Annotated in this window: 24 protein-coding genes; 9 read left to right on the top strand and 15 right to left on the bottom strand. The window is 63.7% G+C overall.

The annotated features are described in order from the left end of the window. Positions 1 to 3: 3 nt before the first annotated feature. From ACO07D_RS10025 to ACO07D_RS10015, 3 genes are read right to left on the bottom strand one after another with little or no spacing between them, the layout of a single operon-like run. Positions 4 to 921 carry a flavin reductase family protein gene (locus ACO07D_RS10025; RefSeq protein ID WP_421702796.1) on the bottom strand — a complete coding sequence of 306 codons (918 nt, stop codon included), beginning with the start codon at positions 919 to 921 and terminating at the stop codon, positions 4 to 6. Then, a complete protein-coding gene (locus ACO07D_RS10020) occupies positions 918 to 1724 on the bottom strand; it encodes an alpha/beta fold hydrolase (protein ID WP_421702795.1) in 807 nt (268 codons plus the stop codon). The genes ACO07D_RS10025 and ACO07D_RS10020 overlap by 4 nt, the downstream gene beginning before the upstream one ends. After that, positions 1696 to 2298, bottom strand: a complete 603-nt coding sequence (locus ACO07D_RS10015) for an amino acid synthesis family protein (protein ID WP_421702794.1) — start codon at positions 2296 to 2298, stop codon at positions 1696 to 1698. Before ACO07D_RS10015 ends, ACO07D_RS10020 begins: the two co-directional genes overlap by 29 nt. Positions 2299 to 2400: 102 nt before the next feature. Between ACO07D_RS10015 and ACO07D_RS10010 the strand changes: the two genes are divergently transcribed. Further along, on the top strand, positions 2401 to 3090 hold the full coding sequence (locus ACO07D_RS10010) for a GntR family transcriptional regulator (protein ID WP_421702793.1): 690 nt from the start codon (positions 2401 to 2403) through the stop codon (positions 3088 to 3090). 2 nt (positions 3091 to 3092) lie between these two features. Here the strand turns inward: ACO07D_RS10010 and ACO07D_RS10005 are convergent, their stop codons facing one another. The 8 genes from ACO07D_RS10005 to ACO07D_RS09970 form a co-directional block, all read right to left on the bottom strand. Beyond that, positions 3093 to 4373, bottom strand: coding sequence for a response regulator (locus ACO07D_RS10005; RefSeq protein WP_421702792.1), 1281 nt, complete (start codon positions 4371 to 4373; stop codon positions 3093 to 3095). 15 nt (positions 4374 to 4388) lie between these two features. Beyond that, a complete protein-coding gene (locus ACO07D_RS10000; protein WP_421702791.1) occupies positions 4389 to 5387 on the bottom strand; it encodes a histidine kinase dimerization/phospho-acceptor domain-containing protein in 999 nt (332 codons plus the stop codon). Between the two features lie 23 nt (positions 5388 to 5410). Further along, positions 5411 to 6274: a PhnD/SsuA/transferrin family substrate-binding protein gene (locus tag ACO07D_RS09995; RefSeq protein ID WP_421702790.1), complete on the bottom strand. Its 864-nt coding sequence runs from the start codon at positions 6272 to 6274 to the stop codon at positions 5411 to 5413. Between the two features lie 125 nt (positions 6275 to 6399). After that, the gene (locus ACO07D_RS09990; RefSeq protein WP_421702789.1) at positions 6400 to 8232 is read right to left on the bottom strand and encodes a glycosyltransferase; all 1833 of its coding nucleotides are present in this window, start codon (positions 8230 to 8232) and stop codon (positions 6400 to 6402) included. Beyond that, positions 8229 to 9749, bottom strand: coding sequence for a hypothetical protein (locus tag ACO07D_RS09985; RefSeq protein ID WP_421702788.1), 1521 nt, complete (start codon positions 9747 to 9749; stop codon positions 8229 to 8231). The genes ACO07D_RS09990 and ACO07D_RS09985 overlap by 4 nt, the downstream gene beginning before the upstream one ends. Positions 9750 to 9846: 97 nt before the next feature. Continuing rightward, positions 9847 to 11070, bottom strand: coding sequence for an NAD-dependent epimerase/dehydratase family protein (locus tag ACO07D_RS09980; RefSeq protein ID WP_421702787.1), 1224 nt, complete (start codon positions 11068 to 11070; stop codon positions 9847 to 9849). 146 nt (positions 11071 to 11216) lie between these two features. Continuing rightward, positions 11217 to 13682 (bottom strand): ATP-binding protein, encoded by a 2466-nt coding sequence (locus ACO07D_RS09975; protein WP_421702786.1) that lies wholly within the window; start codon positions 13680 to 13682, stop codon positions 11217 to 11219. A gap of 48 nt (positions 13683 to 13730) precedes the next feature. Continuing rightward, the gene (locus ACO07D_RS09970) at positions 13731 to 14141 is read right to left on the bottom strand and encodes a molybdopterin-dependent oxidoreductase (RefSeq protein ID WP_421702785.1); all 411 of its coding nucleotides are present in this window, start codon (positions 14139 to 14141) and stop codon (positions 13731 to 13733) included. A 228-nt stretch (positions 14142 to 14369) separates the two neighbouring features. Between ACO07D_RS09970 and ACO07D_RS09965 the strand changes: the two genes are divergently transcribed. Beyond that, positions 14370 to 14987, top strand: a complete 618-nt coding sequence (locus ACO07D_RS09965) for a LuxR C-terminal-related transcriptional regulator (protein WP_421702784.1) — start codon at positions 14370 to 14372, stop codon at positions 14985 to 14987. A gap of 3 nt (positions 14988 to 14990) precedes the next feature. Here ACO07D_RS09965 and ACO07D_RS09960 read toward each other — a convergent pair whose 3' ends face one another. From ACO07D_RS09960 to ACO07D_RS09950, 3 genes are all read right to left on the bottom strand, one after another. Further along, positions 14991 to 15605 carry a c-type cytochrome gene (locus tag ACO07D_RS09960; protein ID WP_421702783.1) on the bottom strand — a complete coding sequence of 205 codons (615 nt, stop codon included), beginning with the start codon at positions 15603 to 15605 and terminating at the stop codon, positions 14991 to 14993. 134 nt (positions 15606 to 15739) lie between these two features. Then, entirely contained in the window at positions 15740 to 16423 is a 684-nt protein-coding gene (locus tag ACO07D_RS09955) for a GntR family transcriptional regulator (RefSeq protein WP_421702782.1), read from the bottom strand. 95 nt (positions 16424 to 16518) lie between these two features. Further along, positions 16519 to 17244 carry a maleate cis-trans isomerase family protein gene (locus ACO07D_RS09950; RefSeq protein ID WP_421702781.1) on the bottom strand — a complete coding sequence of 242 codons (726 nt, stop codon included), beginning with the start codon at positions 17242 to 17244 and terminating at the stop codon, positions 16519 to 16521. Positions 17245 to 17403: 159 nt separating this feature from the next. Here ACO07D_RS09950 and dctP point away from each other — a divergent pair, with 159 nt between their 5' ends. From dctP to ACO07D_RS09925, 5 genes are all read left to right on the top strand, one after another. After that, positions 17404 to 18405, top strand: a complete 1002-nt coding sequence (gene dctP, locus ACO07D_RS09945; protein ID WP_421702780.1) for a TRAP transporter substrate-binding protein DctP — start codon at positions 17404 to 17406, stop codon at positions 18403 to 18405. A gap of 70 nt (positions 18406 to 18475) precedes the next feature. Continuing rightward, positions 18476 to 19081 carry a TRAP transporter small permease gene (locus ACO07D_RS09940; protein WP_421702779.1) on the top strand — a complete coding sequence of 202 codons (606 nt, stop codon included), beginning with the start codon at positions 18476 to 18478 and terminating at the stop codon, positions 19079 to 19081. 3 nt (positions 19082 to 19084) lie between these two features. Continuing rightward, the gene (locus ACO07D_RS09935) at positions 19085 to 20380 is read left to right on the top strand and encodes a TRAP transporter large permease (RefSeq protein WP_421702778.1); all 1296 of its coding nucleotides are present in this window, start codon (positions 19085 to 19087) and stop codon (positions 20378 to 20380) included. Positions 20381 to 20430: 50 nt separating this feature from the next. Then, positions 20431 to 21588 (top strand): M24 family metallopeptidase, encoded by a 1158-nt coding sequence (locus ACO07D_RS09930; RefSeq protein ID WP_421702777.1) that lies wholly within the window; start codon positions 20431 to 20433, stop codon positions 21586 to 21588. 3 nt (positions 21589 to 21591) lie between these two features. Next, on the top strand, positions 21592 to 22386 hold the full coding sequence (locus ACO07D_RS09925) for a carbon-nitrogen hydrolase family protein (RefSeq protein WP_421702776.1): 795 nt from the start codon (positions 21592 to 21594) through the stop codon (positions 22384 to 22386). A gap of 383 nt (positions 22387 to 22769) precedes the next feature. On the opposite strand, the gene ACO07D_RS09920 is transcribed toward ACO07D_RS09925, so the two are convergent. Continuing rightward, positions 22770 to 23690, bottom strand: a complete 921-nt coding sequence (locus ACO07D_RS09920; protein WP_421702775.1) for a LysR family transcriptional regulator — start codon at positions 23688 to 23690, stop codon at positions 22770 to 22772. On the opposite strand from ACO07D_RS09920, the gene ACO07D_RS09915 reads away from it, so the two are divergent. Both ACO07D_RS09915 and ACO07D_RS09910 read left to right on the top strand, forming a co-directional pair. After that, the gene (locus ACO07D_RS09915) at positions 23631 to 24452 is read left to right on the top strand and encodes a pirin family protein (protein WP_421702774.1); all 822 of its coding nucleotides are present in this window, start codon (positions 23631 to 23633) and stop codon (positions 24450 to 24452) included. The genes ACO07D_RS09920 and ACO07D_RS09915 overlap by 60 nt on opposite strands. A 33-nt stretch (positions 24453 to 24485) precedes the next feature. After that, the gene (locus ACO07D_RS09910) at positions 24486 to 26279 is read left to right on the top strand and encodes an amidohydrolase (RefSeq protein ID WP_421702773.1); all 1794 of its coding nucleotides are present in this window, start codon (positions 24486 to 24488) and stop codon (positions 26277 to 26279) included. Positions 26280 to 26339: the final 60 nt, after the last annotated feature.

The raw sequence follows: 26339 nt of genomic DNA, 5'->3' as shown, positions 1-26339 counted from the left end.
GCCTCAACTCCCTGATGTCACGCGGGCGATCTTGCCGGTGACCTGATTGCCAAAATACACCCCGAAATTCCCCATCCGGCTTTCCGTGGCGAACCGTTCGAGCATGGTGCAGATCACGGGATCGGCGACGCTCATCAGGGTCGATTTGGACAGCTCGGTGAACAGGCCCTCACTGGTGGCATCGCTGCCGGCCTGGCACAGGAACGAGATGTGCTGCGTTTCGCGCGCATCGTCTTCGTAGACGGAATAGATGAAGCCGGGTTCGGCGTCCGCGCCGCTTTGGGCGATCAGCCGGGCCAGGGCGGCGGACGCGCCTTCCTTGCCGACATCGGTTTCGGGCAGGGTCAGGCGGCCTTCGCCATCGTCCAGCAGCAGCACCTTGCCCCCGTGTTCAATCAGGGCCGAGATGCGCAGATGGGTGCTGCGGCTCAGCGCCTCGGCCTCGGCTGCGGGGGTCACGTAGGCGCCGCGCGCATAGCCCAGGCCGGGGTGCGGCGTGTTCTCAAACGCTTCGACCTTGCCGATCAGGATCAGGTGGTCGCCAGCGTCGACCGTGTTGAACATGGAACAGTCGAACCAGGCCGACACACCGTCGAACACCGGGGATCCGTGCGGGCCGGGGCGCCAGTCGACGGCGGCGAAACGGTCCTCGACAGGCCGGGCGAAGGTGTTGGAGACATCCACCTGCGTTTCCGCCAGGATATTGACTGCAAAGCCTTTTGCCTGGGACAGGGCCGCGTAGTTGCGCGAGCTGTTGGCTAGGCAGACCAGTACCAACGGCGGGTCGAGCGAGACGGAGGTGAAGGAGTTCGCGGTAAAGCCCAAGGGATTGCCATCCGCATCATGGGCCGTGACCACGGTCACGCCGGTCATGAAAGCACCGAATGCGTCGCGCAGGGCGCGGGGGTCGATCTGGGTCATGTCTTCGCTCCTTCCGTGTCGCTGGCCAACCAATCAGTGAGCGCGGCATTCACCGCCTCGGGGGCCGTCAGGTTCACCATATGGCGGTGGCCCGCGATCACCAAAACCCGTCCCCGGGGCGCAGCGGCCGCAATGGCCCAGGACATGGCGGGGGTGGAATTCGGGTCGCCATCGCCGGTGATGGCCCAAAGCGGGCAGGGAATTGTTCCGATCCGGTCGGCATAGGTCGTATCGCCGCGCGCAAAGGCGCTATAGGCGGTGGCGTATCCGTCCAGGTCCACGGCACCCAGCCACTCCGCGACATCGGCGCGGGCGGCTTGGTCGGCAGAACTGTCACCAAACCAGCGGGTCAGCGGGGTGTCGAGGTCGATCTGTCCCTGCCGGATCTCATCGGCGCGGGCGATGACGGCGGCGCGTGCCTCCGGGCTGCGGCGATAGACCGGGTTCAAAAGGGCCGCGCGTGTCACGCGGTCGGGGTGGGCGGCAGCAAAACCCAAGGTGATGAGCGCGCCCATCGAATGGCCGGCCAGGCTGACCGCCTCCAGCTCCAGCGCATCCAAGGCGCGGGCCAACCAGGCCACGAAGTCGGGCAGGGTTGCGTCAACAGCCAAGGGGCTGGACCCGCCATGGCCCGGCATGTCCAGCGCGATGACCCGGTGGGTCATGGACAGCGCCTCGATCTGCGGATCCCAGGCCGCCGATTGCAGCCCGACCCCGTGGATCAGCACGACCGGCGCCCCCTGTCCCGCCTCGCGGTAAGACAGGGTGGCGCCATCAGACAGCGGCCGGGTTGTCGAGGTCATGCCCCAGCTCCTTCAGGTCCTGGTAACGGTCGCCGATGCGGTGATGCGGCCGCCCACCGACCGAAGCGCCCAGCGCGACGACGATCTCATCCGGCCCCGGCGCATCGGCCACGGACAGCTGGATGGTCAGGTAGTGGCTGCGCCGCCCGCCATCGTTCTTGTCCATCAGCGGGATTTGAAGGGGCGCATTCGCGGGGCCGCGCGTATTGGTGAAGGCGAGATAGGATTTCGCCCCGACCGCCTCGCGGTAATGGTTACCGAAACGCAGGGTGTGGATCAGGGCCGAGGCGTGCTCGACCTCGCCATTCACCCCGACAATGGCGGATTTGCCATAGCCTTCAACGGCCTCACCGCCGCCTGCCGCGTCCAGGATCATTCCGGTCAAAAGCTCGCCCAGGCCGGGGGCGCAATCGTGGATCGCCGGGCGCAGATCCTCGACAAACCCCTGCCCGGCCCAGGGGTTTTTGATCACCGCCACGGCGGCGATCATCTTCAGCGGCGTTTCGGCGCGCTTGCCGCCTTCGATCAACGTGTCTTCGACATGCAGCAGTGTCTTGCGGATTTCAGCGGGCATGGGGCACCTGTGTAGCGATTCTCTGGCTGATAAGATGGTATACCATCATACGATATGTCAATCCGCTTGCTCACACTCGCCGCCGGTTGCTATCAAAGCCCCATGACAGACAGTGTGCTTGGCAAAATCGAACAGCCCCCCGCGACCCTGCGCGACATCGTGCAGGAACGCATGCGGGATGCGATCATTGAGGGGCATTTCAAACCGGGCGAGCGCCTGGTCGAACGGCCGCTCTGCGAGCAACTGGGGGTCAGCCGCACCGTGGTGCGCGAGACGATCCGCTATCTGGAGGCCGAAGGGCTGGTCGAAATCCTGCCCGGGCGCGGCCCGATCGTCGCCCCGATGAGCTGGGACGACGCGCGCCAGATCTATGCCATTCGCCGCATGTTGGAGACCGCCGCCGCCCGCGCCTGTGCCGAACGGATCACCCCCGAACGCGCCTCCCGCCTGCAACAAGCCTTGGCCGCGCTGAAATCCGCCTTGACCGACGACGCGACCGGCGCACTGTTTCGGGCAACTGCCGGGTTTTACGCCGAAATCTTCGACGGCGCCGGGCATAACGTGGCCTGGGAGGTGGTGCAGCGCCTGAACGGGCGGATCAGTCGGCTGCGGCGCATGACCCTGTCGACCTCGGATCGGGATCGGCCGGGACAGGATCACATGCAAGCCATCTGCGAGGCCATCCGCGCGGGCGATCCCGATGCGGCCGAGACCGCCGTGGTACGGCACCTGGAAGACACAACCCGTATCGCCGAGCGGCTTTTGGCCGACGAGCAGCGGTCAGAGGGTTGATATCAAACCGATGGCGACCCGCCGTCCTGGGGATCGCGAACACCAGGCCTGCCCCATTTTTCGCAAATCTCGAGGATAGCGGCCTTTTTAACCGGCTTGCTGAGGAAATCATCCATTCCTGCATCAAGGCAACGGGCCCGGTCCGCCTTGCGCGCATTGGCGGTGAGCGCGACGATCGGGTGGTGGGCTGTGCCGACCTCCGCCTCCCAGGCACGAATGGCGCGGGTAGCTTCGATCCCGTTCATCACCGGCATGGACATGTCCATCAACACGACATCCGGCGGGGCATGGCGAAAGGCCTCGACCGCCAGCTTTCCATTCTCGACGAATTGCGCACGAATGCCCGTTCCCTTCAACATGCTGCGCAGGACAAGGCTGTTGGTCTTGTTATCCTCGGCCACCAGCAACCTGAGCTGCCGCGTGGCCATTGTTGAAGGCTCTGCGGCGTCGATCGCCTTGGTTATGGCCATTTCGGGATGCAGCGCCCGGCCGATCAGCCGTTTCAACTGCCGCGCCCGGATCGGTTTGGCCGCCACGTCACTGATTTTCAGCGCGCGCCGGGCCTCGGGTGCGATGCGCTTGTCAGCGGAGGACAGGATGACCAACGGTGTCTGCGTGCAGCAATCCATCGCCCGCAGATGTTCGGCAACCTTCAGGCCGCTCATGTCGGGCATCTGATAGTCCACCAGGACAACATCGAACTCCTGTCCCCGCTGTCGGGTCTCTTCGAGAATCCGCAGCGCGTCGGCACCGGAGCAGGCCAGGGTCACCTCGGCCCCCCAGTTGCCCAACTGCTCCTGGAAGATGAAGCGATTGACCTTGAGGTCATCGACCACCAGCACCCGCTGCCCGGTCAGGTCCACCTGTGACGGGGCCCGCTTCTGCGCACTGAGATCGGCAAAACCCAGCGGCAGGTACAGGGTGAAACACGAGCCTTGGCCGGGGGTCGAGGTAACTTCGATCCGGCCCTCCATCAACTCAACCAGACGCTTGGAGATCGCCAGCCCCAGCCCGGTGCCTTCGAACTGCCGCGTGTCCGAGCCATCCACCTGTTCGAACGCGCTGAAAATCTTGGAGATCTGTTCCTTCGGAATGCCGATGCCAGTGTCGGTAATGGTCATCACCACATGGGGTTGCCCCCCTTCACAGGAGGTCGAGACATCCATGCAGACATGTCCCTCGCGGGTGAACTTGACCGCATTCCCGGCAATGTTGGTAATGATCTGACGGATACGCCCGCCGTCCCCGACCACGCCTTCGGGCAGGGCCGGATCATAGCGCAAGACGACCTCGACCCCCTATTCCGAGGCACTCAGAGACAGCATGCCGATAATCTCTTCGCAAAGGCGCCGCAGGTTGAAGGGTGCGGGGTCGATATCGAGCTTGCCCGCCTCGATCTTCGAGAAATCCAGGATGTCGTTGATGATCGCCAGAAGCGATGCGCCGGAGTTGGCGATTGTGTCGGCGAAGAGCTGCTGTTCGCCGTCCAGCTCGGTTTCCTGCAACAGCTCCGCCATGCCGATCACGCCATTCATCGGGGTGCGGATCTCGTGGCTCATATTGGCCAGGAACTCGGACTTCGCACGGTTGGCCACGTCGGCGGCCTGGCGCGCCTTCTCCAGCTCGCGCTCCCGTTCATCGCGCTTTTGCAGATTGCTTTCCAGCACATCCACGGAGCCATCCAGCGCGCGGAACTCGTCACTGATGTACCAGGGCACCGCACGAAACGGGCTGGCCACGCCGGCCAGGACATTGGTCATGCGCTGATGCGTGCGGCTGAGCGGGCGCATGACGAACAGATGGGCAAGGATCAGAAACAGCGACGTGAGCGCAGTCACGGTCAGGAACATCTGCACCTGCACTTCATGAACATGCTCCTGGGTCATGGCCTGCATTTCGCGCAGGGACCAGTCGACCTGCATTGTACCGAAATCCAGCCCCTCGAACAGGACCGGATGTTCGTAGGTTACCAGTTCCTGCGGCTCGCGAACCTCGGCGGAGCGCACCTCCGCCAGCGGCTGCCGGTCCGGCGACAATAGGCGAACGGCCATGACCTGGGGATTGCGTGCGATGGTTTCGGACATGCCGGTTTCCAGCACGGGAATGTCCTGCACGATGATATATTCCAGCATCAACCCGGTCAGCAGGGAGACGGTCAGCTCTGCCTGTTCTTGTGCTTCATGCGCATGACGCTCCACCTCGGCATGGCGTTCGAGTTCCCCCATCACAAGGCTGACCGCCGCCGCCGCAACCAGCAGCGAGGCGGTGATCTGAAAATATATGCCCTTGAGGTTCATCGACCGATCCCAGCGCCGGGGCCTCAGAAGGCCAGGCTGCGTTGCATGCCCGCGCGCACAAGGGCATAGTCACTGTCCGCCCCCGCAAGGAAGCCGTGTTTGGCGATCTGCCGCACGACCTCCTCCGTTTCGGACGCCAACATGATGGCGCGGATCGCCTCAGCCACATCGGCGCGCATGTTCGGGTGGGACAGCCAGGGTTTCGTCACGTTTTCAAAGGTGTAGAGCGCGCGCAGGGGAACACCCTTGGCAACCAGCTTGTTGAAGGTGCTTTCCTTCAGCGCCCCCGCGGCAAACCGGCCGGAACCGACCGCCTCGCCCACCAGGTCATGGCGGCCAAGAAACTCATAGGACTCCAGGTCCGAGGAGGAAATCCCCGCCTCCAACAGGCTGGCCTGTGCCAGATAGCGCCCGATGGTCGACAGTTCGCTGCCGAAGGCGAAGGACTGGCCGGAGAGGTCGGACAGCGATTGGTAGGGGCTGTCCGCATGGACCGCAATAATGCCGTTGAACCGCTTGGCCCCACCTTTGCTTTCCATCGCGATGATGGCGATATCGGGGTTCTGGTCCTGCACCAGCACATAGGAGGCTGGGCCGAACCGGGCGAAATCCACCTCGCCATTGGCAAGCTGCGCGATGCCTTCGCCATAGCTGGGGGCGATCTTGATGCGGATCGTGACCGGTTCGCCCAAACGTTCGCTCAGCCCGGCGGCAAGGAAATCGAGAAAAGGTTTGTACTTGCGTACCGTTTCGGTCGGTTTGTCCGCCGCGTAGGTTCCGAATGTCAGGGTAATTTCGGCCCAGGCAAGACCTGGCAGCACCGACAGGATCAAGGCCGCCAGGGCGGCACGAAAGGGTCTTTGGATAAAGTCATACGATAAAGCCACAGCACGCTCCTGTTCCAGGAAAAGGGACCAGCGGGCGATCAGCACAGGGAATCACGCCCTTTAACCAAGGTAGGTGCATTGTCAAAACAAACCCTTAAGCGTCGTAAACAAGCCCTTTCCCCGCCTCAGGCGATGCGCGCAGGGCCGTCCGCCACCCGGTCCTCGAACACCGCCCGTTCCAGCCGCTCGCCGCGCGGGGACACCAGGATGCTGAGCATGCTTTCCAGGGTGAAGTAGCCCCGCATGACGCGAAAGATCAGGTATTCTGGCAGGGCCAGAACCGCGCGGGGAAGCCCATTCAGAAGGGCCGCAACACAGGCGACAAGGGCGGGCGCGCCGATCCCGACGGCCAGCACCGATTGCCAGAGGATCGGGCTGTGGGGATTGAACCGCAGCCCCCATTCCAGCGCGCCGTGGATCAGCAGGGGCACCAGCATCGCCCGGCGCGCGGAATTGACCAGCATATAGGGCAGGATGACCTTGCCCCGCAGGGTGCGGCTGGGCGAATAGATCAGATCCCGACAGCGCGAACTGATGTGATACACGGACCGAAACCAGCGCATCCGCTGTTCGCGCATATGGGCGTAGCTGGACGGCACTTCCGAGACATAGCGAATGCGCGGATCGACCACGGCGTGATAGCCCAGCTCGCCGATGCGCAGGGAAATATCGGTATCCTCGCCATTCATCCCCTCGACAAAACCGCCCAGATAGCGGGGCTGATCGGTGCGATAGACGACGAACATGCCCGGAATGCCCACCACCCCGTTCACCGCTCCCATGGCGACGGAATAGAACCCATGTTTCACCAGCACCTCCAACAGCCGCGCCCGATCGAAGAGCGCGCCGCCGGGCGGGATCGGCACGCCGCCGACCACTCCCACGGACGGGTCGCGAAAATGCGGCATGGCGCGGGTCAGGTTGTCCTCGCCCAGCAGGGTGTCGGCGTCCACACGGACCAGGAACTCGGTCCGGGCCGCGTCCAACCCGGCGTTGAGCGCGTTGGACTTGCCCGGTTTGGGCACGTTGATCACATGGCCCTTGGCCGCCTGACAGGACGCAAGGGTGCGCGTGGCGATCTGTTCCGTCGCATCGGTGGAGTTGTTGTTCATGATCAGGATATGCACCGCGCCACCGTAATGCGCAGCGGCGCGATCCATGGCGCGGATGGTGTTTTCGATGATGTATTCTTCGTTATGGGCGGGCACGATGATCGACAGCGGTGGGGCAAACCGAGCGCGGCCCTGGCGTTCGTCCCAAAGCGCCAGCAGATAGAGCTGACCGAACAGCACCGGCAGGAACAGGAAGACCCCAGGCCCGATCCCACCCAGCAGCGCAACCTGCCGGAGCTGTGTGATCAAGGGCAGTTCCATCGCACCAACGGTAATCGAGGTGCCCGCAGCGATCACAAGTGCCACCCCCAGCCGCAGGATCGCCCGGGTCTGACGGATCGGGCGATGTTCGACCCGAATACGCGCGGGCATGTGGCCACGTTCAAGCAGTTTGAACGAATAGACCGCAAAGCCGTAGATCCCCGTACCAATGGCGCTGAGGTGCAGCGAGAACGCTCGGCCCAGGTGATAATGCGCCAGCACATTGGCCAGGTCGAAAGCCGCACAGCCGAGTGAAAAGATGATCACCAGATCGGCGCCGAAACCCAACCTGTCACGCCAACCTGCAGCGGCGAAGGCGGCAAAACTCAGATAGAAACTGAGGATGAACAGGCGAATGGCGATGACATGGCGGCCCTCATGCGGGGAATAGACCAGATCGCGATTGGGAAAGAGGGCGGCAAGCGGAGGTTGGTTGATCAGCCAGAGCCCCAGCGCCGAGAGGACCGTGAAGGTCAGCAGCATCAAAGGCGCGCGGCGGGGCGAGATCATCCCCGCAAACCGCTTGGGCGCGCTGTCGACCGAAGCGAAGTTGATCGCTTCGCGCTTGTCGCCGCCGTCGGTCATCCGCTTTGCCCCGGGTCGGGCCGGATCAACAGCGCGGCGGAGCCGGTGCGGGCGGGGTGCACGGTGTGCAGGGGGCGCAGGCCCGTGTGGTCCAGCAGCCAGCCCGGCATCTCGACCCAGCGCGACAGATCGTGCCCGCCCCCCACCACCAGAATGCGTGCCCGTTCAGGCCGTACGGCGCGCCAGGCCGTGTCCTTGGGCAGCAGCGCGCCCAGCAGTGTGGCCGCACGGGCAGCGTCAGGAAGGGCCAGCTCCTGCGGCAGGGCAAGGCCGATGGGCGCACCCACCAGGCCTTTGCGCAGGCGCTCCAACGGGTCCTCCTGCCGCATGGCGCCGGGCAGAAGCAAACTGCCGGGCCGAAGCTCCGCCATGAGCTCCGGCCCCTCGTCGCAGAGATGCGGGCGCGGGATATGAGCGTAGGCGGTGACCTCGATCATCGCCGAGGGCGGGGTATTCGCGGGAAGCGGAATATCGCGGGTCAGAGGCCCAGCGGGCGCCGCGACCTCGCGCAGGAGCCGCCCGTCGAGCGTGACGGTGACGGTCCAGCGCGCCTGTGCTGACAGCTGCCCCAGATACAGGTCCAGGCGCAGACGTCCCGACACGCGGCGGTCAGCGGGCTGACCGGCACGAAACCGCCAGCTGGTGGCCCGGTGGAACTGTCTGAGCCCGGCATTGGCCCCCACCGCCACGGGACGCGGCCAGGGGGAAGTGACCGGATCGGCGACCTCGGGCGCGGTTAAGTCGGGCAGCAGATGCAGCACCTCGTCGGCGGCAAGCCCATGGGGAGCGAACCGCACGGGAACGCCCCCCCTCTGCGCTTGACCGGCCGCCATCAGGCGCGCCAGCGCCGCGGCGCGATTGCCCTGGCCGGGCCAACCCACCTGTACCGCCCCGCCCCAGCCGACCACCCGATCGCGCAGGCCTGTCAGCGGGCGATCCAGGGTCAAAGCCAAATGGCTGGTCGTCTCGATCTCGACAATGGCGGGCGTGCCATCCTCGGGGCCACAGGGGGCCTGTGCCGACCTGCCCTGCAAGCTGAACGAGACGACCAGCCGCTCCCGCGACAGATCCAAAGGGGACAATGGAATGCGCAGGGAGCGCCCCGCCCCACCAGACAGCCGATCCGGATGCAGCAAGAGTTCGGCGCGCCGGGTCTTGTCGATCGAGACGCGCAGCACGGCCTCGACCCCGGTCAGCGCCTGCAGGCTTGCGTCGATGTGGAGATATCCGGACAGCGCGCGCGCCTCCACCGGAAGCAGAAAGCTGGCGCTCTGGTAGGCGGGCAGGCCGGACAGGATCAGCGGGCCTTGGGGTGTGGCACGGGGGATCTGTGCCGCAAAGCCCGATGACCCTGCCGGAAGGTCGGTGGTGGACGGGGTTTCGAAGACAAGGCCGGGCGCGCCCGTCACCATGCCCCGCAGCACCTGCCAGCCGCTCGCCCAGAGCCCTTGTTGCCCCAGCAACATGGCAATTGCGGCCAGAAGTGCGGTCATCAATCCGATGCCGATCATGCGCATGATCTGTCCCCTTTCTGTGCGGGCCGATCCCACCCGGCGCGCGCCCCACCTCCACGCGGGGCACGCCGATACCGGACCGGATCAGGTCGCCTTCCTCTCAGGCCACGTCGCCCATATCCACCACGCCGGGCTGCTGCCGGTCGGTCCAGGTCGAGACACAGGGGATCATCTCGGGAATGCAGCGATGGGCATATTTGGCCGCAATGTCGCGAGTCTCCTCCAACAGCCCCGCCTCCAGCGTGATCGGGTTCAGCCCCAGATCCAGGAAGGTGCGGTTGGAGACGCGCAGATCGTTCTCCGCCGCCTCGTTGCGCGGGTTCGAGACGAAAGCGACCCTCGCGTCGGACAGTTTGGCAATGAGCATCGCCAGGTCGCGCACGGTATGGCATTCGGTCATCTGGTTCAGGATCGCCACGCGACCTTCCGGGCGCGGCGGGTTGGCCACCGCCAACGCGATGCATTTCACCGTGTCCTGGATGTGGATGAAGGCCCGGGTCTGCCCGCCGGAGCCATGCACCGTCAGCGGATGCCCGACCACCGCCTGCATCAGGAAACGGTTCAGAACCGTGCCATAGTCGCCATCGTAATCGAACCGGTTGATCAGACGCTCGTCCAGCCGGGTTTCGTCGGTCTGGGTGCCCCAGACAATGCCCTGGTGCAGGTCGGTGATGCGCAACAGGTCGTTCTTGGCATAGAACTGAAACAGCAACTGATCCATCGACTTGGTCAGGTGATAGACGCTGCCCGGATTGGTCGGGTAGAGGATATCGCGCTGCACGATGCGCTTGTCATCGCCCGGCACATAGACGCTCAGGTATCCTTCGGGGATCTCAAGCCCGGCGTCGTCATAGCCATAGACCCCCATGGTGCCCAGGTGCACGATATGCGGGTCCAGGCCCAGCGCGGTGACGGCAGCCAGCAGGTTGTGCGTGGCCGAGATGTTGTTGTCGACGGTATAGCGTTTCTCGGTCACGGTTTTCATCGAATAGGGCGCGGCGCGCTGTTCGCCGAAATGGATCACCGTGTCGGGCCGGATCGAGGCCAGCAGCGCGGCCAGCCGGTCGAACTCCCGCGCGGCATCGATACACTCGAAATGGATCACCTTGCCGGTCGCCTCGGTCCAGGCGGTCAGGCGATCCTCGACCGTCGCGATCGGGGTCAGGCTGTTGGCGCCCAGCTGGGTGTCGATCCAGCGGCGCGAGAGGTTGTCGACGATGGTCACCCGGTGTCCCAGGTTCGACAGGTGCAGCGCCGTGGGCCAGCCGCAAAACCCGTCCCCGCCGATCACGATGATCTTCTTCGGGGTGATTTTCTTGTGCATGTCCGTTCTCCCTTCGATAGGCCGCCGGGCCCTCATGTCCGGCGGAATGACGGGATCAGTCTGCGACAGGGCTACGAAGGGCCGGGTGGGGCGAAAGGGCAGGCCCGCACGCGTTTGGCACAGGCGGCTACCCTTTCGAGCAGGCGCTACGGCTTTGGTTTGGCAGCGACTTCCAGAACCCGGTGCAGCCGCGCCTTTGCCGCATGCCAGCCGCGCTCAATCTCCTCCGCATCCAGCGGCTGCGCACCCAGAAGGGTTTCGAGCTCTGACAAGCCAAGCAACCCGGCGGCGCCCTTCAGCCTGTGCGCCGCTTCGGCGGGGTCATCACCATCAGGCCCGTGCAGGAGAGAGGTAAAGGCCGAAAGCTCCTGTTCGAACCGTGCGGCATGGTGGGCGAGCCTCTCTGCCCCGATGAGGGCGCAGGCTTCCTCCAGCGCGCTGCCCTCCGTCACGGTTTCATCCGCGCGCGCCCCCAGGGTGTCACCCAGGATGTCCCGCAGGGCGGCGAGGCGGATGGGCTTGACGTGATAGGCGGTCATCCCCGCCTGCTGCGCCTCGTGGCGGTGGACGTCATCGCCATGCGCCGTCAACCCGATGATCGGCGTGGCCCGGTTCGGCCCCGGCCCGGCCCGCAGGTGCCGGGTGGCGGCAATCCCATCCATCACGGGCATCGAGATATCCATGAAAATGAGGTCGAAGCCCCGCGCGCGCGCCTGCGTCACACCCGCCTGCCCGTCCACCGCATGGGTCACCTCGTGGCCCAGACCGGTCAGCATGTCCCCCAGCAGGCGGCGGTTGGTATCATTGTCCTCAACCACCAGCACACGTTTGCCGCGTGGGGACGGGGCGCCTGATCCCTCCGTGACGAGCGCGCGTGCCTCCGCCGCGGCCCTGTTCAGAGGCAGCGACAGGGTGAAACTGGCGCCGGTGTCCGGCGGGCTGGTCACGGTCAGATCCCCGCCCAGCCGCCGCGCAATGCGCCGGGCGATGGACAGGCCCAACCCGTCACCACGCCGCTGCCGCCCGCCGGAGGGGGCGAGGCTGCGGTAATCCTCGAAAATGCGATCCAGGTCTTCGGGGCGAATGCCCGGGCCGGTATCGCGCACGGTGAACTCAACCATCCCGCCCGTCCCCGACCCAACCGACAGGGTCACCGCGCCCGAGGGGGTGAATTTCACCGCATTGCCCAGGAGGTTGATCAGGATCTGCCGAATGCGCCCGGCATCGGCTTTGAAATGGCTGGCAAGCTGCTCCGAGACCTCCTGGCGCAGGGCCAGCCCTTTTTCATCCGCAAGTGGCGCAAGCACGGCACAAACACTTTCGATCAGCGCGCGCAAATCGAACACCTGGGGCGAGAGCACCAGCTCCCCCGTCTCGATCCGCGTGATGTCCAGCGCCTCGTTCACATGCTCCAAAAGGATCTCGCCCGAGGCGGCGGCGATATCGACATAGCCCGCCTGCTTGTCCGCAAGCCGTGTCGTGCGCAACAGGTCGAGCACACCAAGGATGCCGTTCAGGGGCGTGCGCATTTCGTGGCTCATGATTGCCAGGAACTCGGACTTGGCGCGGTCCGCCTGCTGCGCCCGGTCGCGCGCCTCGATCAGGCTGGCCTCGGCCTGCTTGCGGTCCGAGATGTCCCGCAGATAGGCGATGAACTCGGTGCCCGCAGGCCCTTCGGCGGAGGTGATGTTCAGCTCGACCGGAAATTCCTCGCCGGATTTGCGCAGGGCGGTGATCTCGATCCGGCCCGCGTCCGACACCCGGCGTTCCCCGGTCGCCAGGAACCGCGCCATGCCCGCGCGATGGGCGGCGCGATGTGTTTCTGGGATCAACGTCTCGTCCATCCGCGCACCCAGGATCTCCTGACGCCGCCAGCCCAGGATGGTCTCAGCCGCCGCGTTGAATTCAACCACCCGGCCGGTCTGATCGGCGATGATGATCGCATCCAGAGAGGCCGCCACGGTGGAGCCGAGCCGCCGGTTCGACAGGCCCAGCGCCCGATCCTGCGCCGCCGCCCGCGTGCGCGCCTGTTGCAGCCGCAGAACCAGCACCGCCAGCGCCACCACCAGAAGGATCGCCACGCCGCCCGTGCGTCGCAGCGTGCGGGCAAAGGCCGCGCGCTGCGCCTCATCCGCCGCCACGCTGAGCTCAACCCCATAAAGCGCCAAGGCCCGGGCGGGCGGGCGAATATCGGCGGTCAGCCGGGTCAGATGGGCCACCGTGGCTGTGTCGAGCGCCTCCGCCCGGTCCAGCAGAGCGCTGATTTCATCGGCATAAGTTTCAAGTGGTTCGACCAACGCAAGGCCCTCGGGGGTGGACTGCAGCATCGCGCCGACCACCCCGGAGGAGACCAGGTTTACCCGGCTCAACGCCACATCGGCGCGCAGGCGCAGCCCGGCATCGGCCTGCGCGCCGGTCCCGTGCCGGGCCAGCATGGTTTCGAGATTTGCAAGTTCGGTTTCAACCTGCGTCAACGTCCAGGTCACATTGTCCCGCTTGGCGGTCGAAAGCCGGTCGAGTTGCACCAGCAGGGTCCAGACCATACCGGCAAGCACCAAGGCCAGGGCGATCAGCCCTGCACCCCAGACCCATCTATGAGACGTCACTGGCACCACGCAAACACCTTCCCGTTCCCGCCCAGTCTAGGAAACGATTTGTTATCAATCCATGACCGTGACGCTGACCAGCTGCCAGATCGAGCGGGAATAGGTGACTTCGGAGCGGTAGATCCCGTCCGCGTCATAGGGATAGACCAGCCAATAGGGTCCCCAGCGCCGCGCGGGCATCGGGGCGCCGTTCATGCGGGCGGCTATGATGGGCGCCTGCGCCTCCAGCTCGGCCACCGGCAGGGTGACCGCATAGTCATTCAGCGCGCGCAGTTCGACCTGGCCCCGGGTCACGCCCAGACTGTCCAGCAAGACCTTCAACGGCACGCCCTCGAAGGCGATCTTGCCGTCGGTCCAGATGGTCGAGGTGGTGAAACCGGTCTGGTCGAACCGCGCCAGATCCTCGGCGGTCACCACCTCTTCCCCTCCTTGATGGGTAATGCGCAGGGTGTCGGCCCGGGCCACGCCCCCTGCAAGACACGCGAGGACGGCGATGATAAGGGCGAATGGTTTGATCCGCGTCGGAGTGGTGCTTGGCATCGTCGCCTCCCTTGCTGCCTGTCCCCTTGATAAGGCACCGAGCGGCGGCGCAGGGTGGTTCAGGCGCATAGGCACCTATACGAAAGGGGTGCCCTGCCTCGCGTTCGACATTTTTTCATGGTTTCGTGGAAACGTGGACAAAGGGGACTTGTGATGACGAACATTCTTATTGCCGACGACCACGAACTTGTACGCGATACGATTGCCGCCTATCTGGAGGCAGCCCAGGGGTTTCGTGTCTTTACCGCCTGCAATCTGGACGAGGCGAATGAGGTGCTGTCAGGCGACTATCCCATCGACCTATTGGTGCTGGACTATCACATGCCCGGGATGAACGGGCTGCAGGGGATGGTTCGGACCTGCCGCGCCTTTCCGCAAACCCGGGTCGCGCTGATGTCCGGCGTTGCCAGCCGCGAGGTCGCAACCGCTGCCATGGAGCAGGGCGCGCAGGGGTTCCTGCCGAAATCCCTGCCTGCGAACAGTTTCGTCAACGCCATCCGCTTCGTTCTGTCCGGTGAACGCTATTTCCCCTTCGATTTCGCCCCCTCCGGCGCGGCGCAGCACCGGTCAGATCAGTTCGGCGCCCTGTCCGACCGCGAAATGCAGACGTTGAAGCAACTGGGACAGGGCCTGTCCAACAAGGAAATTGCCCGCGAACTGGGCATTCAGGAGGTCACGGTCAAGCTGCACATGAAGAACATCCTGACCAAGCTGGGCGCGAACAACCGCACCCAGGCGGCCCTGATGGCACGCGAGGCGCTGCTGATCTGACCCTTATTCCGCCCCCCCCTCGACCAGACCACTGACATAAAGCGCCACCGCATTGATCTCCAGCTCGGTCAGGTTCTTGGCGATCGAATGCATGATCGCGCTGTCATTGGTGCGGGTGCGGTCCTCGAACGCCATCAGCTGTTCGACGACATAGTGCCGGTGTTGCCCGGCCAAACGCGGCAGGTTTGTATCGCCCGCAGCAAACTCGCCGTGACAATCGGCACAGGGCGGGATCTGCGTATATTCGTTGCCCTCGTGGTAGATGTAAAAACCCACCGCCTCCAGCGCGCGTTTCGAGCTGCGCACGCGATGTTTTTCGGCCGGTTGCGTGCTGTAGAACTCCGCCAGGGCCGCGATCTGCGCATCGCTGAGCTCCGCGGCCATGCCGTTCATGATGTCGCTGACTCGCGTGCCGTCGCGAAAATTCAGCAGCTGCTTTTCCAGGTAGTCCCGGTTCTGCGCTGCCAGACGCGGATACATGCGGCTGGAGGCATCGCCGGTCTCACCATGGCAATGGGCACAGACGTCCTGCATCAGCGGGGCAATATCCACCGCCTCCTCTGCCAGGGCAGCGGTGGCCAGAAAAGCGGCGAAGAGGGCAAGGGTAATCTGGCGCATGGCTGGACTCCGGCAAATTGGAACGCGTCGAAGTCTAACAATCCCCACGCCTATTGAGAGCGAGCAAATTGCCGCACCGAAACCGCGTTTGGCCGCCGCGCAAACATGGCGCCGCGCAAACCGGACCGTGGCCTTCAAGGGTCAAGGGCCGTTTCACGGAACAGGAATTTCTTGATACGGGCAAAACCATAGCCGATGTGAATGCGCTGGATATATCCAACCGCCAGGATGTCCTTCTCGATCAGCGCGGTTTCGAGGTCGACAAGCTCGGCCACCAAGGCATCGGCCACTTCGGTGCCCGCGCAATCGACAACCCTGTGCCACGTGCTGGCCGCCTGGTAATAGGCCTGGGTCCAGAAGGACCGTAGAACCGAATTGCCGATCAGATCACTGATCAGCGTATTCAGCTGATCATTCACGATGACATATTGGCGGGAATCGACCTGCCCGCTGAGCTGCCGGGCCTGCGCCAGCAAGCCCCGGGCGCGTTCCAGGTGGCTGTCTTCGATTTGCGCGGGCGCGGTCGTGCCAATCAGCGAGGCCAGATGCAACCGCATTTCATAGACATGCGTGATCTTCTCTGACGGCAGTTCCATCACCACGTTGCCGACCCCGTTGATCGTTTCCACCAGCCCCAGATGATTGATCCGGCTGATGGCGTCGCGCACGGGGGTGCGGCTGACGCCGAACTCCTTGGCCAGCTCTGCCTCCTTCAACCTGTCGCCGGGCGTGTATTCGAGGAAACAGATCCGCTTGAGGATCAGGCGCTGGATATCCTCGACGCCCGGCTTGCGGTCGCCCCAGCCAGGAGGCGTCATGGATGTGGCATCTGCGGACAAGGAGGCTCCCTTTCCTGAACGGCTGCGGTTCCCGAAGTACTAGCAAGGCTGTGTGCAGCAAAGAAGAGCCGATTTCAGTGGTCTCGGAGCAACCGGCCATATCCCCCGATCCGATCGTCGATGCCTGCCAGGCGCAGGACATGCCACATCATTGCCTGGTTGGAGCAGATCACCGGCTTGCCCAGCTGCTGCTCCAGCCGGTCCACAACCTCCAACGACCGCAGCGCGCCGCAGCTGATGAACAATGCATCGCTGTCAGCAGTGTCTGCCTCCCGGGCAAACTCCGCCAGATAGTCCGGGCGGACGCGGATCATGTCGCTGTCCCTTTCCAGCTGCAGCCCCTGGATATTGGCGACGTCAAACCCGGCCTTTTCGAGGTAACGCACTTCCTGGACGTTGATCTCGTCCAGATAAGGGGTCGCCACCGCGATGCGCCTTGCAGCTATCGCCCTGAGCGCGGCAATCACCGCGGCGATCAGGCTGGTGGCGCGGGCCTTGGGCGCACCCTTGTTCAGCTCCGCCGCGACCCGGTCCTCGCCGATGACCAGACTGCCCGAGGTGCAGCCGTAGCAGATCACGTCGAGGCTGCCGTCTGGCAGCAGGCTGTGGGCCGCGCGGGCCAGATCATCGGCGTGGCGCGACAGGGTATCGACGGTAATGCTGTCCTCGATCCAGGCCCGCGCAAAATGGATGCCGACCCCGTCGGGGCGCAGGGTGAACATGTCATCCTCGATGGTCTGTTCGGTCGCCAGAAGGACGAATCCTATCTTTGCGCGTGAGTGTCTTCCCCTGTCAAACATGCGGTTTCCTTCTGATTGCTGTATACACTGATCGCACCTTTCTGTTCAAATTCGGCCATTTGTCAAATTTTTCTGCTTAGCTGTATACAGCATGGCCATTTTATGCCAGTTATCTGCCCACCCCGAAAAGGACGACTCACCAAGATGGAGGATGAAACGGTGACAATCGCAAAACACATCAAGGCAGGCTTTGCCGCTGCGGGCCTGTTGGCCGCCGGCGCTGGCGCAGCGACGGCGGAAGAGATCATCCTGGGCCATGTCATGGACACCCAGCACATCTTCCACGCGGTGTCCGAACAGTTCTCGGCCCGTCTCGAAGAGCTGTCGGGCGGCGAGATGACTGTCGACTATCACCCGGGCGGCGACCTCGGCGACTGGACCTCGATCGTCGAGCAGGTCTCGCAGGGCGCGGTGCAGATGACGATGAGCTGGAACCACTCGGAACTGGACCCGCGCTGGGACGTCTCGGTGCTGGGCTATGTGGCCAGCGACTGGGAGACCGGGCGCCAGGTCTATGGCCCGGGTTCAGTGATGAACGGCGTCTATGACGGCATCATGGCGGACCTGGGCATGGTGCTTCTGGGCACGATCCCGACCGATTTCACCGGTTTCGTCGTACGCAAGGGCGTCGATGTGCCGACCAACTTCCCCGAGGAGGCCCAGGGCTTCAAGATGCGCGTGCCGGGCATGCCGATGGCAATCGAACGCTACCGGGCGACCGGGTTCGCCCCGGTGCCGATGGCCTTTTCCGAGGTGCACACGGCGCTGCAAACCGGCGCGATCGACGGCCGGGCCTATTCGCCGCCCTCTGAAGTGCTGCTCTTCAAGGACGTGGTCAGCGCCTATGTCTTTACCCGCGAGAACTTCGAACACACGTTCTGGACCGCCAACAAGCGCTGGTTCGACGGGCTGAGCGAGGAACAACAGGGCTGGATCCGCACCGCCGCCGACGAGGCCGTGACCTGGGCCTGGGAAAACGCCGAGGCCGAAAGCCCCAAGTGGTTCGACCAGATGCGTGAGGCCGGGATCGAGGTGGTCGAGCTGACCCCCGAACAGCTCGACGCCTACCGCGCCCAGGTGACCGCCGTCGAATACCCCTACATGGAAGGGATCATCGGCGCCGACGTGATGGGTCAGATCAAGGCTGCCGCCGACAACTGATCCCCTCTCTGCGCCCGCTTCTCCCGCGGGCGCAGACCACCCTCATGCATGAACCTGGGAGGAGGCGCGCATGACCAAGGAACTTCTGCACACGGACAGCCTGGATGATGTGCTGGCACCCGAGCCGATCATCCCGGCTGCCCATGACCCGGCCCAGCCGGTCTATCGCGGGCTTGGCGGTTTCTATGCCGTCGAACGCCGCATGGCCTGGCTGATGCGTGTGATCCTGTTCACCGCGATCCTGTCCTTGGGCCTTCTGATGGCCGCGCAGGTCTTCATGCGCTACGTCATCGCCTCGCCCTTCCTGGGGATCGAGGAGCTGGCGCCGATGCTGGCCCTGTGGATCTATTTCATCGGCATGGCCTATTGCACCCGCGAACGCGACCATATCGAGGGCGGCGTGCTGACCCTGATCACGCAGAACCGCAGGACCGTGCTGTCGGTGCGCCTGTTCGGCACGGTGGTCTGCCTGGTGACGGTGCTGGTCTTCGCCTGGTTCGCCTGGGATTTCGCCGCCTACAACCTGTCCCTGAACCGCAAGAGCACCTACATGCGCCTGCCGAAATACATCTGGGATTTCAGCATGGTGTCGGGCTTTGCCCTGATGATCCTCTACCTCACGCTGCAGGCCTTCCTGGAAGCCCGCGCGCTGATCACCGGAAAAGGAGGCGAGTGAGCCATGACCTTCTTCCTGCTGGCCTTTCTGGTCATCGTCATTCTGCTGCTGATCGAGGTTCCGGTCGGCTTCGCCTTTGGTGCCGGCGCGCTGGCCTACGGGCTGATGTCGGGCACGAATATTTCGTTCCACGCCGGTTTCGGCTATTCGCAGGTCAGCGCGTTTTCGCTGCTGGCGATCCCGCTGTTCATCCTGTCGGGCACGCTGATGGGGGCCTCGGGCATCTCCGAACGGCTGCTGAACTTCGTCAACACCTTCGTCGGCCGCACCAAGGGCGGGCTGGGCGCCGTCACCGTGATCACCTGTGCGCTGTTCGGCGCGATTTCCGGCAGTGCTTCCGCCGCGATTGCTGCGATCGGCAAGATCATGGTGCCGCGCATGATCAAGGAGGGCTATCCGCCCGGCCACGCCACCGCCCTGGTCGCCGTGTCATCGGTGCTGGCCCTGATGATCCCACCGTCGATCCCGATGATCGTCTTCGCCATCGCCATCCGCGAAAGCGTGGCCAAGGCCTTTCTGGCCACCATGGGGCCGGGCATCCTGCTGGCACTGACCTATTGCGTGCTGAACTTCATCTTCCTGCGCAAGAACACCACGATCACCGTCGCCCCGAAGATCCCGCTGGCCGAGGTCGCCAAGGAAGCCACCCATACCGGCAAGAAGGCCAGCCTGGCCATCATCATGCCGGTGATCGTGCTGGGCGGCATCTATTCCGGCATCGCGACGCCCACCGAAGCAGGCGCCGTCGCGCTGGTCTATACGCTGATCGTCGGGCTGATCATCTACCGGTCACTGCCGATGCAGGCGCTATTCACCTCGACGGTCGAGGCCGCACGGCTGACCGGTGCCATCCTGATGGTGCTGTTCTTCCTCTTCGTGATGAGCCGCGGCATGGTGCTGGCGAAGGTGCCGACGCAGTTCGCCGACCTGCTCCTGTCGATCTCGGACAACCGCATCGTGATCCTTCTCTTGATCAACCTGTTGCTGCTGATCATGGGCATGATCATCGACGACGTGTCGGGTGGCGTGCTGGCGGCGATCATCCTTCTGCCTGTCACGCAGAAGATTGGCCTGGATCCGATCCACTTCGCCGCCATCGTCGGCACCAACCTGGGGCTGGGCAATATCTCGCCCCCCTGTGCGCCGCTGCTCTACATGGCCGGTGGTGTTACCCGTCAGCCATTGTCGACCTATGTCGGCCCGACGATGAAGTTCCTCATGCTCGGCCACCTGCCCATGGTTCTGATCGTCACCTTCGTGCCGCCGGTCGCGCTTTATCTTCCCGGGCTGCTGGACTGAACCGCCCCGAACCAACACACTGAAACCCACCATCGAAAGGAATGTGGAACATGCTGCAAGAAGCACAGAAACGTACGGCCATCCTGCAGGAACGCATGCGCGACCATGGCATTCGGAAGGCCGTGTTCACCGATGAAAGCTCGATGGCCTACCTGGCGGGCTTCTGGGGCTACCTGGGGATCGAGTTCGGCCGCCCCTCGATGGTGGTCGTGGACGCCGAGGAGGCGCCCATTGTCATCACACCGCTGATGGAAAGCGAGATGGTGGCGGAAATGACCTGGGTCGAGGACGTGCGCACCTGGGAGGATATCGGCCCGAACAGCTGGGGTCGCGCCCTGGCCGGTGCCCTGGGCGAGAAGCCGGCCGAGATCTGGGTCGAGCGCAACACCATCCCCGCCATCGTGCGCAACCACCTGGACGAGACCTACCCGGGCGTGCCGCTCAAGGATATCTCGCCGGTGCTGGGTGCCATGCGCATGATCAAGACCCCGTTCGAGATCGAGGTGATGAAACAGGCCGGACAGATCGCCGGTGCCATGATGGGCGCAGCCCATGACAGCCTGCGTGAAGGGGCGCAGGAATTCGAAAGCGCGCTGGCGGTGATCGACGCGGGCTCGCGCAAGGCGGCCACCTTCCTGACCGACAAGGGTTGGGATCGGTTCGTTTCGCCGATGATCCACAACCTGCAGATCCTGCAAAGCGGCACGGATGCCTCGATGGTGCACCGCCGCGCCAGCGTGAAAGCCTATCAGAAGTTCGACCCGGTCTATTTCTGCTTCTGCAACATGGCGCAGTTCAAACAGTACAAGCTGGGTTTCGACCGCATGTTCCACATCGGCGACGTGACCGACCAGGCGCGTGACGTGCAGGAGGCCGCGATTGAAGCGCAGCAGGCCGCCATCGCCGCCATGCGCCCGGGCGTGCTGGCCGAGGATGTCGCGGCGGCGGCCAACGAGGTTTACCAGATGCGCGGCTATGAGACCGGCTATCGCACCGGGCGCTCCATTGGCGTGGCCTATCTGGAAGCGCCGGAGCTGAAGGCGGGCGACAAGACCGTGCTTCAGCCGGGCATGACCTTCGCCGTGGATGGCGGGATCTCGGTCGATGGGGTGACCGCGGGTCGGATCGGCGACAGCGTGGTCGTGACCGAAACGGGCATCGACTACATCACCAGCTACCCACGTCAGATCCTGCTGAGCAAGGGGTAAGAAATGGGAAACATCCTGAATATCGCGGTTGCCCAAAGCCCTGCGGACCTTGTCGGTCCGCAGGCGCGCCTGGATTGGTTGGCAGGGTGCTTGGCCCGCCTGGACGGGCAGGAGGTCGACCTTCTGCTGCTGCCCGAGCTGTTCCTGACCGGCTACAACATCGGGGACCGTGTGGCGGACTGGGCCGAGCCACTGGACGGCCCTTCGGCCAAGGTGATTGCGGATCTCGCCTATCGCCACAATATCGCGATCCATTACGGCTTTGCCGAACGCGCGGGCGACCGGATCCATAACGCCGCCGCCTGTGTCGACCGCAATGGCAACCTTTTGGCGAACCACCGCAAGTTGCTGCTGCCGCCCGGGTTCGAGGGCGACCATTTTCACCCCGGCACCGGCTACACCCTGTTCGAGATCGACGGCATCAAGGCGGCCACGTTGATCTGTTATGACGCCGAGTTTCCCGAGACCTTCCGCGCCGTGGCCGAAGCCGGGGTCGAACTGGTCCTGGTGCCCACCGCCCTGGGCGCACAATGGGGCGTGGTGGCGAATGCGGTCATTCCCGCCCGCGCCTTCGAAAACGGCATCTATGTCTGCTACGCGAATTCCTGTGGCCATGAGAATGGAATGGATTTCTTTGGCGGCAGCTGCATCATCGCCCCCAACGGGCAAGCATTGGCCCGGGCGGGCAATGGTGAAGAGCTGTTGTGCGCGCAGGCCAGCAAAGCGGCCGTGTCCGCCGCCCAGGCCCGACTGCCGTATCTCGCCGATCGGCTGAGACTACCCAAGCCCTCTGGCTGACCAGCCATGCCCACCCCACGAACGGGTAATGTCTTGTGACCTGAACCCCGGGTTTCCTCCAGCGCGGAGCACCCTTGGGCTTACCTTGACAGCCGTACAGCCGATCATCGCTTTCTCGGAAGAATTCTCGGACGTCACCGAGCGCGGCCTGTGGGTGTTGTACGCCTCCTGCCATACATCCAGCGCCACACGGGCCGCGCCCCTCAGATCACATCGACCTGCCCCAAGGCCACAAGTTTCGAGATGGGGAAGCAGCCGTTCGTTGCGGAAGCGAACCACTCCGGCAGAAAATCTATTAGAAGACTCTCAATAGGAGTACATCCAGAGGGCTGTTTCACACGAGCACGAGCCAGGTTCGTGCCCACAATGGCAAGTATGGCGCCCTACCGGAATTTCTGCTTTGGAGTGGCATGCCTCATAGCCTCATTTGGATTGAGGGGCGCGCTCAGTTGCTGGAGATTGTCCCAAATCGCAGAAGCGACCGGGCCGTTCGCCGCCTCTGACAATCTGAAGGCAAAATACTCCAGATGCAGCAAGAAGTGGCTGAACTGCAGTTCAATGTCGACCAAACGCCCGGCGGCCAGATCGTCCGCTATCAGGTGCTTGGGGAGACGCCCCCACCCAAGCCCTTCCAACAACAGTTTTTTCTTCATATGCAAGTCGCTTACGTACCAGCGCCGTTGGCCTTTCTGGACGCCGAATTCGCGATCGAACATGCCTTCGGAATCCCCGGAATCGCTGACCAGAATCTGGTGGTATCGTCTGAGGTCCGAAATCTTGGTGGCTGAACACATGGCCTCGACCAGCGAGGGCGCGGCGACATTATGCATGGTGGATTGAGAGATCGGCATGAAGTCGAACTCCTCTTCCTCAAGAATGATCGGCAGCATGGGCGCGATTGCTATATCCGCCTCACCATCCTTGATCATTTTGATCGTACCGGAGAGGATTTCGGTTCTCAGGGCCACCCGCGTTTCCGGGTATGCCTGCTGCAGTTTCCGAAAGGAGGGAACCAGCAGGTCCAAATCCGAGTTGTCATCCACGGCAAGAACCACCTTTTCTTCGTTGCCGCGTTCAAAATGCCTGACCAATTGCGACAAGTCAGCGGCTTCGGTCAGGACACGCAAAGACTGCAGGTAGACGCGTCGACCCAAAGGGGTCAATTCCAGTCGATAACCGGAGCGGTCAAACAGGTCGTTGCAACCACCACTGCCTTTCCCGAAAAGGTCGGTCCGCTGGATATTGTGCGGGCCGTGCCCAACCAGGCCACGCAGGCAATCGGTCCGGTGATCTTTCTGGATCACATTCTGGAAAAGCGCTTTGCGCCGGGGGAGATGCCCACCCCGAACGGCAGCTTCGCCCACCCTCATCGTGGAATTGCCACCTTCAGCTATCTGTTGAAAGGCGCGGTGACGCATTTCGACAGCAATGGTGGCCATGGCACCGTCACCGCAGGTGGGGTCCAGTGGATGAACGCCGGCAATGGCATCATCCATGACGAGATGCTGTCCAAGGAGTTGCGTGACGCGGGCGGAGATTTCTACGCCTTTCAGTTCTGGGTCAACCTGCCCGCGAAGAACAAGGCGGAGGCCCCTGACTACATGCCTCTGGCGGCTGAAGAACTGCCGGTCGTGGATCTTGGCGAAGGCAAGGCTGTGCTGAAAGTGCTGCTGGGCGCCTATAACGGTGCAGTTTCCCCGATCCCGACCTTTACCGAACAGTTTATCTGGCATCTTCACCTGGAGGCCGGAGCGCGCATCGACCTGCCCACCGTGGGAGGGCACGAATACGGCGGCTATCTGCCAATTGGCAGGGCCGTGGTGAACGGGGCAACGGTCAGCGACAAACAGTTCCTTCTGTTCGACACGGACGGCGACGGCATCACCGCGGAAAACCCGACGGACGCAGCTCTGGACCTCTTCGTGTTCGGCGGGGCGCCCTATGCGGAACCCATGGTGGCCCACGGGCCGTTCGTCATGAACACCGAGGCTGAAATCCACCAGGCCTATGCCGACGCCCGCGTCGGCAAGTACGGCCGGATCAACTACCACGGCCATCTCGACTGACGATCTGGTCCATTTTTTCGAGGAAACGCGCGCATGAAACATCTTCTTCTGTCCACGGCTGCAGCAACTGTAATGGCTGGTTCACCGGTCTTTGGCCAGCAAACCGCCGACCTGGTCATCCACAACGCGCTGGTGACCACTCAAGCCCTATCCATACAGGGCGCCACCGCCGTTGCGGTGGTGGGCAACCGCATCGAGGCTGTCGGCACGAATGCCGAGATCCTCGAGCTGACCGATGAGGACACGACTGTCATCGACGCCGATGGCCGTCGCCTGATCCCCGGCCTGAATGACGGTCACGTCCATGCCATTACCGGCGGCATGTCCTATGCGCTGAACGTGCAGTGGGATGGTGTCCCGACCCTGGAACGCGCGCTGGAAATGCTGGCCGAACAAGCCGCCCGCACGCCGCAGGGCCATTGGGTCAAGGCCATCGGTGGCTGGTCGCCGCACCAGTTTGAAGAGCGTCGTTACCCGACCCTGGACGAGCTGAATGCCGCGGTGCCGAACCATCCCTATCTGGTGCAGCACGCCTATAACGTGGGCTTTGTGAACCAGATCGCGCTAGACGTCCTGACAGAACACGCGCCCTTCGTGTTCACCCATGTACCGCAGACGCGCTGGGAAACCGACGCGGACGGCAAATACACCGGCGTGGTCTATGGCGAGCCTACCTCATGGATCTTCTGGATCCTCGAAGCGGTCGTGCCGCTGACCCAGGGCGAAGAAACCACCCTGTCGATGCAGCACATGTTCCGCGACATGAACCGCTTTGGCATCACCTCGGTCTCGGACGGGGGTACGGCTGAACTGCACCCGCATCCCGAACGCACGACCGCTGTCTATGACATGGACAAATCGACCGTGCGCCTGTCCTTCCTTGAGATCCCGGCCGAAGGCGTGGAAGCCTCGATCGAGACGATGGCGCATGACCACCCGCTGGCCCCGGGCCAGAACCTGCATCCAGAGCTTGAGGGCGGGTTCCAGTTCGAAGGCATGGGCGAGCTGCTGTTTGCCAGCCTGCAAACGCTGGAATTGGTCTCGGACTGGGAGAACTTCACCCAGCCGATCTATTCGCCGGACCCGGATGTGATCCGCGGGCAGATGTATGCGGATGTCAGCAAGCTGACCGCCGCGGGCATGCCGTTCCGCGTGCATGCCACCTATAACGAGACCATCTCGCCAATGCTGGATGCGATTGAGAAGGTGAATGCGGAAATCCCGCTGAACGGTCTGCGCTGGAGCCTGGAGCACGCCGAGACCATCACCCCGGAAAACATCGCACGGGTGAAGGCCCTGGGTGGCGCGATCGGTGTGCAGAACCGCATGGCGATGCATGGCGATGATTTCGTTGCCACCAATGGTCTTGAGATGGCACTGACCAGCCCTCCGATGCGGGCCATTCTGGATGCCGGTGTGCCGATGTCGCTGGGCACGGACGGGCTGCGCGCGTCGAACTTCAATCCGTGGACCGCAATGGACTGGGCCACAACCGGTCGTTCGGTATCTGGCGAGGTTGTGCTGGGCGAAGAAAACCGCCTGACCCGCGAAAAGGCGCTCTATGCCTACACCGTTGGCAGCGCGTGGCACCAGTTTCAGGAGGAGGAAAAGGGGCGCGTCACACCCGGTCAGCTGGCCGACATGGCCCTGCTGAACGCGGATTACTTTGCAGTGCCCGACGATCAGATCTCGTCCATCCAGTCGGTTTTGACGGTGATGGACGGCGAGGTGGTCTATGGCGCGGAGGAGTTTGAGGCGCTGAGCCCCGAACTGCCCCCGGCCCTGCCGGAATGGGCGCCGATCAACTTCTTCTCGATCTACGAGTGACCCAATGTGCGGGCGCGCCCTGCGCCCGCATTCCCTGTCCTCAAATAAGAACGTCCGCAA

It is taken from the genome of Aliiroseovarius sp. (assembly GCF_965228805.1).
In the GTDB taxonomy this organism is placed as follows: domain Bacteria; phylum Pseudomonadota; class Alphaproteobacteria; order Rhodobacterales; family Rhodobacteraceae; genus JASBTN01.
This window is presented reverse-complemented; position numbering and strand designations above follow the sequence as displayed.